The organism is uncultured Methanofollis sp. (assembly GCF_937919355.1).
Taxonomy (GTDB): domain Archaea; phylum Halobacteriota; class Methanomicrobia; order Methanomicrobiales; family Methanofollaceae; genus Methanofollis.
This window is the reverse complement of sequence record NZ_CALFSA010000159.1, coordinates 1-10,736: the sequence shown is the minus strand read 5'-3', so window position 1 is coordinate 10,736 and position 10,736 is coordinate 1. Positions and strand designations below refer to the sequence as shown.

The window sequence follows — 10,736 nt, the reverse complement described above, 5'->3', positions numbered from 1 at the left end:
CACCGACATCGGGCGCGATCAGCTGGAAGGCAATCTGCGCACTCGAGGAGACGGTTTTCCCATCGATCGAGTCGGAGTGGGAGTCGGCAAGGACCGGCTTCAGCTGGACAGCCGGCTTCTTGATGTAGATGTACTGGCCGGCCTTATCGTTCACGAAGTAACGCCCGGTGTTGCTGCCAACCTTTGAAGCAATAGCTTCCATAAGGTCGACATCCTTCGGGTCGTTAACATCGATATCCACAGCGACACCGGAGTCGGTGTCATCGTTCGTGAAGTGAACAAGCGTGAAATTCTCGGCACCTGCTGGAGTGAGGGCCGAGAGGTTCAGGTTCTCTTCATAGAGAAAGACGGTCTGCCCTGCGGCAACGCCGGGAACGTTCTCTCTCGCAGTGGCCGGCATGACAAGCATGGCGGCGGCTACAAGGAAGACGGCGGCAACGACCATCATCTTAGATGTACTCTTCATGCAATTCCTCCTTTAGCGTAAACGTGGTGAGCACAACAAACCGGTTTCGACACGCGTCGAATACGGGTTCACCATGCCCAATACTCCGATTGCCGGAATATACGACATTATTAGTGTAACACTTAATATATCCTTTGTGGTTGCGCGGAAGGGGTGACGCCCGTCAGACGCTCCGAACAGGCTGTAATTTCAAATTCTTTGCTGATCCTCCGAAATCATACCATCAAGCCCGCAAACGCCGACCGCTCCACACGCAACGGGGGCAGGTCAGGGAGCAAAGACACAATCTTCAGTAACCCTGCCTGCCTACTCTTCTCCATGAGAGTGATCCGGGCCCCCACCCTGGGGCGGGCGCATGAACTTGTGGTGAAGATGATCCTGGAGAAGGGGTACGTCATTGAGACGGAAGACGGTGAGGCGACGGTGGAGTTCGAGGAGACGGCGGTCACCGTCGACGACCCCTTCACCGAACCGATGGCGAGCGGGCACTCGCGCTTTCAGCGCCGGTTCCTGGACTCCTATGCCGACGCCCTCCTCCACGGTTCAGACGCTGTCTTCGAGTACGACTACCACAGCAGACTCTGCGACTGGGGGCAGGGCCTGGCAAGGGAGGGGACCGGCGTCCACGCCGACCAGATCGAGTACATTATACAGAAACTCCGCGAGGCCCCGGAGAGCAGGCGGGCCGTCGCCGTCACCTGGAACCCACCGGTGGACGAGGGCCTCCACGACTGCCCCTGCCTCCAGCTGGTCCAGTGCGTGGTGCGGGACGGGAAACTCCTGATGAAGGTGGTCTTCCGGAGTAACGACATGCTCTCCGCGGCCGGGGCGAACATGTTCGCGCTCGCGCACCTCCAGAAGATGATCGCGGACGCCCTCGGTCTCCCCTGCGGGGCCTACACCCACATCTCCCTGGTGCCGCACATCTACTTTGTCAGGGACTCCAACGATATCCCCCCATTCTGCCAGAACGGGACGGAGATAACCCCGATACCCGAAGTCTGCCGCGCCTGCGGCAAGTGCCCGCGGGCACGGTCGGTCTGAACCCGACCGTCACCTTTTTCTACTGTAAAGAAAAACAGAATAAGGCGCATAGCCCGGTAGTGTAGCGGTCAATCATGGGGGACTCTGGATCCTCCGACAGCAGTTCGAATCTGCTCCGGGCTACTCCTTTTTGAAAACACTTCTTTCCAAGCGGATGCTATTCTCCGGCAGGGGAAGGCCGTACCGCACCGGCGCAGGGGGGGTTCCGACGATCAAAAGACATTCTCCACCCGCGCCGCCATGCACGGGGAGGGGCGGATCAACCATGTGCAGGTCCGGGTGATCCCGGCGGAGAGGAATATATTCAGGGTACGGATTGATGCAATCCCGGACGCCGGCGTCTCCCATCGTCATCCACGCACCCTCCTCACCACGGCCACAGCGTGAACCCCTGCGCACCGACGGCCCACGACGACCGTCCTCCCGCGGAGATCGAGATGTGGATGGAGGAGGCCATCGCCCTGACCGTCGAGGCGGTGGACGTCACGGGCGCGGAAAGAACTGTCCTCCACGACGCGGGGCGGCACCTCCCCCGGTCTCATTCACCTCTCGAACAGCAGGAGGGGACCGGTCACCGACGAACATCTCCCCATCGACCACCCGGAGGACTCGACTTCTCGACAGTGGTCCCCTTTATCGCGGCGCACCTGAAAATCGAGACCAACCATGAGTACACGAAAAACGACCCGCGTTTCTACGCGGAGCAGGTGCCGGTCTTCGACGCACTGCCCAGGAAGTACCGGGCGTAAAGAGATCAGTATTTCCGGCAGATTTTATTCCGGTTCCCGACCCCAATATCGGCGATAACCATCGTATTGCCTTCTATTATGAGAATTACCCGATAATGTCCCACACGAAGAGAGTACACCGGACTGCCCGGGTTTGCCGCCGCCGAAAAATAATCGGAGATCCCCCCTCACGCCAGGAAAGCCGCAAGCACGCCGGAGAGGAAGACGCCATCGAAGGTACCAGCGCCGCCAATGCTCACCATCGGCGCGCCCAGTTCACCGAGGTGGCCGAGGTTGAGGAGGTCGGCGCCGATGAGTGTGCCGAGGGTGCCCGAGATGTAGGCGATGACCGGTGCGGCGATCACCGCCGCCTCAGGACTCCCGGCGAAACCGGCAAGGACGAGCGCGGTCACGAGCGCAACGAGGGGCGGGACGAAGAAAGGGGTGGCGATGCCGAGGCCCGGGACAGGGCGGGCCACATGGTGCGTCACGGCGGTGACGACCGCGACCCCGACCAGGGCGAGGGCAAGGACCGTGAAACCCCCGGAGACGACCACAGACTCATACATGAGGTACAGGGAGATCAGGAGAGGGATCAGGGCGCCGCCGACATTGATGGCGACGACCGTCTCCGGCGCCACCTCGGGGATACGGTAGACCCACCCGTAGAAGGGGCTGAACTCCTTTTCCATCCGCACAGGCCCGGCCTGCACCGTCGTCACCGGGATATTGACGAGACTCCCGACAAGGGTGAGGATGAGGAGCAGGATAACGGCCCCGGGGGGGAAACCAAGTTTTGCAAATGCCGAACCGATGAGGCTCAGGAAGAGGAGGGGGATCAGCAGCAGCAGGGCGACGAAGAGAAACGCCACCATGAGGATGCTGAAGGGGTTGAAGAGGAATCTGCCCATGAAGAAGAGATGGGGGAGATCTTATTTGATGGCTTCGCAGATGATCGCCGCATGGTCGCGGTGGTAGGGTTCGAGCCAGAGCACCTCGGTCACGCGCATGCCGCCCTCTTCGAGTGCCCTGACCGCTTCATCGGCGACGTCCTGCGGGCTCAACCTCACGTCCACGCTCCGCGTCTTGAGCATGAGCATGAGGGTGCCTCCCGGCCTGAGGAAGGGGACGTTCCGCAGGGCGATCGCCACCTGGTCGGGCTGGGCGACGTCCTGATACAGGAGGTCGACCTCCTCGACGATCCCGGCATAGAGTTCTGGCCGACCGGCGTCGGCCATGATCGGGACGATGTTTTTCCGGTGGCGGCAGACCTCGATGAGGTCCTGCATCGGCCGCGGCGCAAACTCCACCGCGTAGACCACCTCGACATAGTCGGCGACATGGGAGACAGTGGTGCCGTTCGCCGCCCCGAGGTAGAGGACCCGCATCTCCGGGGCAAGGTCCCTCTCCCCGCCGAGGAGGGCATAGGCCGCAAGTTTGGAGCGGTACGGGTCCCAGACGCGGTAACCGTCGATCATCCTCTCGCCATACACCCCGCCCTCGCCGGGAGAGACAAGGACACCGCCGATCCTGATCATGCCCTCACCCCTGCGGCGTCGATCTTCTTCTGCGCCATTTCGACAAATGCCGGATCAAGTTCGCCCCTGAAGTGGTCGATACGCGCAGCAATCGCAAGTTTTGCCGCAAGCACCCGCGCCACCCGGCCCCTGACCTCTTTCGGAGCATTGTGCACCCTGCGGTGCTGAAAGATGACGCCGTGCTTCGGCGAGGGGGCGCTGCCGCGGATATGAGAGAAGATCGCGGTCCGCGCCCCCAGCACCTGGATGGTCGCCGCGGGCATCCGGGCGAGGTGAGAGAGTCCCCCCGCCTCTGCCATGAGCCGCGCCGCCACAAGGCCGCCGACAAGGGCGCTCGTGTTCGGGAGGACGGCATCGGCACGCCGTGAGACCTCGCGCATCAGCCTGTTCCGCACCTCGCCGAGGTGCTCGATCTCGCCGCCGACCATTCTCAGGGACGGCGATGGACTCCGCTGTATCCGCCCGGCAAGGGCCTTGCCCCCCCGCCTGTATTTCCGGGTGAAGGCCGGGTCGAGGATGGCCTGCCACTCGACGGCTCTCTCAAGGAGGAGGTTTGCGACATGGTCGATCTCGTCGAGAGTCCGCACCATCTGGAGGAGTTCGACGTCCCTGCCCGAGAGTTCGACCGCCACCTGCGCCCGCGCCCGTTCCATGCACCCTGCCTGCAGGACCGCAATGTAGTCGGCCCTGTCCCTCACCGCACCGCAGGCCTGCGCCAGTCTCCAGTCAGGCCGCCCGAGCTCGGCCCGGACCGCGTCTATCCTCCGGCCAAGTGCTGCAGGGTCGGTCTCAGCAGGGCGGCAGACACCCTCTTCAACGTCCCCAAACCAGTAGCGCTCCATTAGATATGGATGGGAATGCAGGGAACATTAACATATGGCGCACCGTCCAGATCGTACAGGCTGAATACATCATGATCACCGAAGTAATCCTCTTTCTCGTCGGCATCGCCCTCCTCGTCAAAGGTGCGGACTTTTTTGTCGGCGGGGGGAGCGGGCTTGCGGCGCGGTTCGGGGTCTCGGCGGCGACAATAGGGTGTACTGTCATCGCCTTCGGCACCTCAGTCCCCGAATTCGTGGTGAGCGTCAACGCCGCCGCAACCGGCGACGCCGGGATCGCTCTCGGCAATGTCCTCGGGAGCAACATCGCGAATATCGCCCTCATCCTCGCACTCTGTGCATTCATCAGACCGGACCTCCTCGGCAGAAACAGCAACGGTCGCGACTCCGCCCTCTGGGAGACCGGGCTGATGCTTGCGGCGACCGGGATCTTCGTCCTCTTCGCCCTGCGGGGCACCCTCGACGTTTTCGCAGGGGCCGGGATGCTCGGGGCATTCGCCGTCATCCTCGCCCTCCTCCTGCGGCACGGGAAGGAAGAAGGGTCCGGCGGCGTCGAGAGTCACGGGAACAGGGACGTGCTCCTCACCATCGCCGGACTTGCCGCCGTCATCATCGGGGCACGGTTTGTCGTCGACGGAGCGGTGGCGATCGCCGGCGCCATCGGTGTCCCGACCTTCGTCATCGGACTCTCGATCGTGGCGGTTGGAACATCCCTGCCAGAACTTGTGACCTCCCTCGTTGCGACAGTCAGGGGCGAGGACGGCATCTCGGTCGGGAACATCCTGGGGAGCAACATCTTCAACCTCCTCTTCGTGATGGGCGTCGCCGTGCTCATCATGCCGGTACCGATCGGCAACCTCTTCGACACCCTCGTCACCGCCGCGTTCGCCCTCGCCGTCGTCCCCCTCTTCATGGGGGGGGATCGGTTCACGCGGGCGTGGGCGGTCCTCCTCATCGCTGCGTATGTGGGGTATATCGCCGTGATCTTCGGGGCCGCGTGAGGGGCCTGTGAATCTTTGTGACCTCGCATCCTCCCCTGAGTTCCTATTTTTCGATTATACTTTCCCGGGGCAATCTTCACGCAAACCCCGATTTCCCTACAGCACAGCCACGCCAAGAGACGAGAGTATCACCGGGACCATCACCACACCCATGCAGTAGACCCTGCGGACCTCGACGAGGGTCGGCACGACACCGACACAGGTGGCGAGGATGAGGACGACGAGACCGAAGGGGCCGCAGAGGAGGAAGGAGAGGAGAGTGACGAAGAGGATCACAGCGGCGTTCAGGGGTTTGAGGGGGACGCGTGAGAAGATGCCGGCCGTTCCCGAGAGGAGGACGGTGGCGGCATAGGCGAGGGCGGCGGCGAGGGCGGCGACAGGGAGGAGGACAGTGAAGGGGGGGACCTCGAGGGTGGCGAGCGCCACCATGACGCCGTTCCTCGTCCGCCCGATTGCGTACAGGGCGGCGAGGCCGAGGAAGGCGTTCGCCGTGTTTGCGGCGCTTGTCGCAAGGATGTAGCCCCGGCGGTCATCGCCGTAGTCGATCACCGAGGCGAGGAGGGCGTTCGCGGTGGCATTCGAGAGGCCGGGGAGCCAGCCGACGACGGCGCCGGCCACAGACCCGGCACACGAGCACCTGAAGAGTTCATTCCTGCCGGGAAAGGTGACGGCGTCAGACTGCGGCGGCATCCTCCCGCTGGAGGCGGAGAGGAGGACAGAGACGCCGAAAAGACCGGAGAGGAGGGGCATCAGGACGCTGGTGCCGCCGCCCCACGCGAGGAAAGAGTACCTGAAGGTGACGAGGCCGAGGAAGCCGGAGACGAGAAAGATGCCTGCCGCCCACTCGGGAGACTCCGAGAAGACGACAAGGTAGCAGGCGACCGCAGTGAGGAGGACACCGATCCAGAGGTCGAAAAAGGGCTGGAAGGCAGGGAAGAGGGTGAAGAAGAGGAGAGAGAGGGGAAGTGACCAGACGACGGCCGCCGCACTCCCGAGGGCCGAGATGCGCACCGCTTCCCCGCCCCGCCCTTCCAGGCAGAGGGCGTGGGCAGGGAGGACCATCACCGCCGTGTCGGCGTCGGGCACACCGAGAAAGGTGGAGGGGACGCAGTCCAGGAAGGTGTGGGTGATAAGGGCGGCGACAAGGGCCGCCGCCAGCAGGGGGGCGCCAAGTGTTACTATGAGGATCGGCGAGAGGGAAAGGAGGAGCCCTGCCATCGTGTTGACGTGCACGCCCGGCACCAGACCGCTGACCGTGCCGAGGACGACGCCGAGGAGGGTGCCGGCGATGAGGGCGGCGATCACACCGGAGATTCTGAAACCGCCCCATATATACCATCCGGCCCGGCGGGGAAACCGTCATATCCCACCCGCACCGAACAATTGCACAATGTTGATTGCGATCACCCGTCTTGCTGAGAAGGCGGGAAGGGACGCCGCCCTCTGCGCCCGGTACGGGCATACCTGCTACACGGTCTCGCCTCTGCGGGCCGAACTCCTCGAAGAGAACATCGACCGCTTTGTGGCCGGGGCGAATGCCGGAAACTTCGATGCGATCTTCTTCACGAGCGCCCTGCCTGCGGAGGTGATCGCCCCGCGGCTGCGCCCAACCGCCGGCGTACGCATCGTCGCCATCGGCCCCCAGACGGCACGGACGCTGAAGGCCTGCGGCCTCGAACCCGAAACCCTGCCATCCTATTATTCGGCCGACTTCGCACCCTATATGGGGGAGTGGTTGAAGGGCAGGACGGTCGGGATCCCGCGGGCGGCGGTGCCGAACCCCGCTCTCCTCCAGGCGATCCGGGACCTCGGCGGCGAGGCCTGCGAGTACCCGGCCTACACCCTCGTCCCGACAGGAGAGGACCTCGACACGGCACGTGCCGATGTCGTCCTCTTCACAAGCGCCTCGTCCTTCAGGGAGGCGCACTGGCCGCGGCGGGCAGGGCAGACCGTCGCCGCCATCGGCACGGTGACAGCGGCCGCGATGGAAAAGGCCGGTGTCATGCCCGACGTCGTCGGGGACGGGTCCCTTGCCGGGACTCTCGAAGCCCTGAACCGGAGGGAGGGAGAGGACCGGACCATGCCTGAACACCGCGTACCGGGTGTCCCGCAGGCAGGCCTCATCGCCGTCGACAAGCCGCGGGGGCCGTCGAGTCACCAGGTCGCCGCATGGGTGGGGGAGATGCTCGGCGTGCCTGTCGGCCATGCCGGCACCCTCGACCCCATGGTCACCGGCGTGCTCGTCGTCATGATCGGTCCTGCCGTGCGCCTCGCCCCTGTCCTGCTGAAGGAGAGGAAGGAGTACGTCTGCCTGATGCGCCTCCACGGGGACGCACGCAGGGAGGAGATCGAAGAGACGGCGCGGGAGTTCGTCGGCCGGATCTACCAGAGGCCGCCCCGTCGGAGCGCGGTGAAGCGGAACCTGCGGATCAGGCGCATCTATGAACTGGAGGTGCTGGACGTGGACGGGCGCCTCGTCCTCTTCAGGGTGGTCTGCGACGCGGGCACGTATATCAGGTCTCTCTGCCACCACCTCGGCCTCGCCCTCGGCGTCGGGGCCCACATGCAGGAACTCCGCCGGACCCGCTCAGGCGTCGTCGGCGAGGGCGAGACCTGCACCCTCCACGACCTCAGGGACGCCGCCGTCGCGGCGCGGGCCGGGGACACTTCCCCTCTCACCCGCCTCATCCTCCCGCCTGTGCAGGGCATCGGCGACCTCCCGCGGGTCGTCGTGCGGGAGACGGCGATCGACGCCCTCTGCCACGGCGCCGCCCTCGCGGGGGTCGGCGTCCTCTCGAGGACGAAGTACCAGAAGGGCGACCTTGTGGCTGTACTATCTGAAAAGGACGAACTCATCTGTCTCGGCGAAGCCCTCACCGATTCTGCGGCCTACGAACCCGGCGCCACCGGACTCGTGCTCGCCCCGCGGGCGGTGATGATGGCCGCAGGCACCTATCCACGGGCCTGGACGACGCACCCCCACAGCCCGGCCGAATAGATAGGATTAAAAAACGGGGGGGCGTATAGTATAAGGCGAGTGCTGAGGTAGTCTAGCGGTAGGGCGCGGGCCTGGAAAGCCCGTGAGGCGCAAGTCTCTCGGGAGTTCAAATCTCCCCCTCAGCGTTTTTCTGTTTCTGTGTCTTCTTTTTCATCTTCCTCGTCGAGGAGGTGCTCGTTTTTCAACCTCCGGATCACGTCGCCGAGGTACTCCGAGACTATCTCATCTTTCCGGGTGATTTTCCTGATCCATACCCGCACCGTCAGGCGGATCCACTCCTCCTTGATCGACGAGATCTGGATCTTTGGTTCGAAGATCGTCAGGTCAGGGCGGTCGGAGGAGAGGCGCCTGAGATAGGGGAGTTCGAAGAGGTCCTGCACCTTCGAGCGTTCGGCAGGGCCGAGGTGGGGGAGGATCAGGGGGTGGTCGTGCGCCACCTGCAGGGCGATCTCCCGTACCCTGCCGAGGTCGGCGCATGCCGGGACCGAAAGGGGGATCAGGACCTCCATCAACCCTGCGCGGGAGTAGTTGATCACCTTCGATGAGACGATCTGGGAGTTCGGGAGGAGGACGAGACCACCGTCAAGACCCTGCAGGATCGTCGTCGTGAACGAGACGTCACGCACACGGCACAGACCGGTCGTCGGCCAGCCTCCGACGACCACCCACTCTTCAAGCTGGATAGGACGGTTGACCGTGATCAGGACACCAGCAAGGACGTTCTGGATGATCTGGGTCGAAGAGAACGCGATGACGATACCGAGGATGCCCAGGGACGCGGTGAATGCCGTCAGGTTGAAGGCGAGGAGATAGCGGGCGCTCGCATAGACTCCACCGATGATAACCCCGTACTGGAGGAGGGCCGAGACCCACTTGGCAGTGCTCCGGGAAACACGACCTTCCAGCCCCTGCCTGACAGAAAGGTAGATGAGATTCCCCGCGACCAGAAACGCAAAGAGAGCCAATATAAATGCAACAAAGGCCTCCAGTGAAACTCCACCAATGAAAATAGCCTCGTCCGGCGTCATGGTCGTGGTGGGAGAGAGAGGGAGCATGGCATGACCTCTTTATAGTGCCTCTGCCTTGACCGGAATGTCTTCTGCATGCAGTCTTTCGAGGAGCGACCCGAGATAATCGGAAACGATCTCATCTTTCCGGGTGATTTTCCTGATCCATACCTGCACCGTCATGCGGACCCATTCGTCATTCACCGAGGAGAACAGGACACAGGGCTCGAAGTGCTTCGTGTTCTGGCGGTCGGAGGAGAGACGCCTGAGATAGGGGAGTTCGAAGAGGTCCTGCACCTTCGAGCGTTCGGCAGGGCCGAGGTGGGGGAGGATCAGGGGGTGGTCGTGCGCCACCTGCAGGGCGATCTCCCGTACCCTGCCGAGGTCGGCGCATGCCGGGACCGAAAGGGGGATCAGGACCTCCATCAACCCTGCGCGGGAGTAGTTGATCACCTTCGATGAGACGATCTGGGAGTTCGGGAGGAGGACGAGACCACCGTCAAGACCCTGCAGGATCGTCGTCGTGAACGAGACGTCACGCACACGGCACAGACCGGTCGTCGGCCTCCCCCCGACGACCACCCACTCTTCAAGCTGGATGGGGCGGTTGATCGTGATCAGGACACCGGCAAGGACGTTCTGGATGATCTGGCTCGACGAGATGGCAATAACGATGCCGAGGATGCCCAGGGATGCGATTAAGGCCGTCAGGTCGAAAGCGAGAAGGTAGCGGGCGCTCACATAGACACCGGCAAAGATCACCCCGTACTGGAGGATGGCCGAGACCCACTTGGCAGTGCTCCGGGAAACACGGCCTTCCAGCCCCTGCCTGACAAAGAGGTAGACGAGGTTCCCGAGGAAGAGCGAGGCGATGAAAGCAAAGATAAAGACCAGGAAGACATCGAGAGAGACTCCTCCGACAGAGACCGGATCACTCAGGGCCATACCGCAAGGAGTTTGGGTTGGAGACATGAATCCCTTCCGATATCGGCCGGGACGGGCAGGCTCTATCTCTTCAGGACCGCACCGATGACCTGTGCCGCAGCTTCCAGGGCTTCACGTTCATACTCTGACCAGACTCTCTCAGGAGACGGGGCTTCAAAACCAAGAGAGCA

Annotated in this window: 12 protein-coding genes and 2 tRNA genes; 7 read left to right on the top strand and 7 right to left on the bottom strand. The window is 63.3% G+C overall.

Going from position 1 to position 10,736, the window contains the following annotated elements; all coding sequences use genetic code 11:
* Positions 1-466, bottom strand: a 466-nt coding sequence (locus Q0520_RS07885; RefSeq protein ID WP_298668519.1) for a DUF3821 domain-containing protein, incomplete at its 3' end; no start/stop codon positions are given.
* A 318-nt stretch (positions 467-784) separates the two neighbouring features.
* On the opposite strand from Q0520_RS07885, the gene Q0520_RS07880 reads away from it, so the two are divergent.
* From Q0520_RS07880 to Q0520_RS07865, 4 genes are all read left to right on the top strand, one after another.
* The gene (locus Q0520_RS07880; protein WP_298668517.1) at positions 785-1,510 is read left to right on the top strand and encodes a thymidylate synthase; all 726 of its coding nucleotides are present in this window, start codon (positions 785-787) and stop codon (positions 1,508-1,510) included.
* 50 nt (positions 1,511-1,560) lie between these two features.
* Positions 1,561-1,633, top strand: a tRNA-Gln gene (locus Q0520_RS07875).
* Between the two features lie 117 nt (positions 1,634-1,750).
* Positions 1,751-1,897 (top strand): hypothetical protein, encoded by a 147-nt coding sequence (locus Q0520_RS07870; protein WP_298668515.1) that lies wholly within the window; start codon positions 1,751-1,753, stop codon positions 1,895-1,897.
* On the top strand, positions 1,894-2,259 hold the full coding sequence (locus Q0520_RS07865) for a hypothetical protein (protein WP_298668514.1): 366 nt from the start codon (positions 1,894-1,896) through the stop codon (positions 2,257-2,259). The genes Q0520_RS07870 and Q0520_RS07865 overlap by 4 nt, the downstream gene beginning before the upstream one ends.
* A gap of 167 nt (positions 2,260-2,426) precedes the next feature.
* Here Q0520_RS07865 and Q0520_RS07860 read toward each other — a convergent pair whose 3' ends face one another.
* From Q0520_RS07860 to Q0520_RS07850, 3 genes are read right to left on the bottom strand one after another with little or no spacing between them, the layout of a single operon-like run.
* Positions 2,427-3,149 carry a DUF1614 domain-containing protein gene (locus tag Q0520_RS07860; RefSeq protein ID WP_298668512.1) on the bottom strand — a complete coding sequence of 241 codons (723 nt, stop codon included), beginning with the start codon at positions 3,147-3,149 and terminating at the stop codon, positions 2,427-2,429.
* A 21-nt stretch (positions 3,150-3,170) separates the two neighbouring features.
* Positions 3,171-3,776 (bottom strand): fibrillarin-like rRNA/tRNA 2'-O-methyltransferase, encoded by a 606-nt coding sequence (locus tag Q0520_RS07855; RefSeq protein WP_298668510.1) that lies wholly within the window; start codon positions 3,774-3,776, stop codon positions 3,171-3,173.
* A complete protein-coding gene (locus tag Q0520_RS07850) occupies positions 3,773-4,618 on the bottom strand; it encodes an RNA-processing protein (protein ID WP_298668508.1) in 846 nt (281 codons plus the stop codon). The genes Q0520_RS07855 and Q0520_RS07850 overlap by 4 nt, the downstream gene beginning before the upstream one ends.
* 71 nt (positions 4,619-4,689) lie before the next feature.
* Here Q0520_RS07850 and Q0520_RS07845 point away from each other — a divergent pair, with 71 nt between their 5' ends.
* Positions 4,690-5,616, top strand: a complete 927-nt coding sequence (locus tag Q0520_RS07845; RefSeq protein WP_298668505.1) for a calcium/sodium antiporter — start codon at positions 4,690-4,692, stop codon at positions 5,614-5,616.
* A 96-nt stretch (positions 5,617-5,712) separates the two neighbouring features.
* Here Q0520_RS07845 and Q0520_RS07840 read toward each other — a convergent pair whose 3' ends face one another.
* The gene (locus Q0520_RS07840; RefSeq protein WP_298668502.1) at positions 5,713-6,921 is read right to left on the bottom strand and encodes a tripartite tricarboxylate transporter permease; all 1,209 of its coding nucleotides are present in this window, start codon (positions 6,919-6,921) and stop codon (positions 5,713-5,715) included.
* Between the two features lie 85 nt (positions 6,922-7,006).
* On the opposite strand from Q0520_RS07840, the gene Q0520_RS12170 reads away from it, so the two are divergent.
* Together Q0520_RS12170 and Q0520_RS07825 are read left to right on the top strand one after the other, a co-directional pair.
* Positions 7,007-8,614 (top strand): RNA-guided pseudouridylation complex pseudouridine synthase subunit Cbf5, encoded by a 1,608-nt coding sequence (locus Q0520_RS12170; protein ID WP_342765255.1) that lies wholly within the window; start codon positions 7,007-7,009, stop codon positions 8,612-8,614.
* A gap of 41 nt (positions 8,615-8,655) precedes the next feature.
* Positions 8,656-8,739: transfer RNA gene (locus Q0520_RS07825), tRNA-Ser, on the top strand.
* On the opposite strand, the gene Q0520_RS07820 is transcribed toward Q0520_RS07825, so the two are convergent.
* Complete coding sequence (locus Q0520_RS07820; protein WP_298668499.1) at positions 8,734-9,669, bottom strand: mechanosensitive ion channel family protein; 936 nt, start codon at positions 9,667-9,669, stop codon at positions 8,734-8,736. The two genes, Q0520_RS07825 and Q0520_RS07820, sit on opposite strands and share 6 nt — an antisense overlap.
* Positions 9,670-9,681: 12 nt before the next feature.
* Positions 9,682-10,566: a mechanosensitive ion channel family protein gene (locus Q0520_RS07815; protein ID WP_298668497.1), complete on the bottom strand. Its 885-nt coding sequence runs from the start codon at positions 10,564-10,566 to the stop codon at positions 9,682-9,684.
* Positions 10,567-10,736 lie beyond the last annotated feature (170 nt).

Excerpts from the sequence above, each read along its gene's own strand:
- Q0520_RS07880 (WP_298668517.1), top strand. The coding sequence starts at position 785 with ATGAGAGTGATCCGGGCCCCCACCCTGGGGCGGGCGCATGAACTTGTG.
- Q0520_RS12170 (WP_342765255.1), top strand. The coding sequence starts at position 7,007 with ATGTTGATTGCGATCACCCGTCTTGCTGAGAAGGCGGGAAGGGACGCC.
- Q0520_RS07870 (WP_298668515.1), top strand. The coding sequence starts at position 1,751 with ATGCACGGGGAGGGGCGGATCAACCATGTGCAGGTCCGGGTGATCCCG.
- Q0520_RS07845 (WP_298668505.1), top strand. The coding sequence starts at position 4,690 with ATGATCACCGAAGTAATCCTCTTTCTCGTCGGCATCGCCCTCCTCGTC.
- Q0520_RS07820 (WP_298668499.1), bottom strand. The coding sequence starts at position 9,669 with ATGCTCCCTCTCTCTCCCACCACGACCATGACGCCGGACGAGGCTATT.
- Q0520_RS07855 (WP_298668510.1), bottom strand. The coding sequence starts at position 3,776 with ATGATCAGGATCGGCGGTGTCCTTGTCTCTCCCGGCGAGGGCGGGGTG.
- Q0520_RS07850 (WP_298668508.1), bottom strand. The coding sequence starts at position 4,618 with ATGGAGCGCTACTGGTTTGGGGACGTTGAAGAGGGTGTCTGCCGCCCT.
- Q0520_RS07860 (WP_298668512.1), bottom strand. The coding sequence starts at position 3,149 with ATGGGCAGATTCCTCTTCAACCCCTTCAGCATCCTCATGGTGGCGTTT.
- Q0520_RS07815 (WP_298668497.1), bottom strand. The coding sequence starts at position 10,566 with ATGGCCCTGAGTGATCCGGTCTCTGTCGGAGGAGTCTCTCTCGATGTC.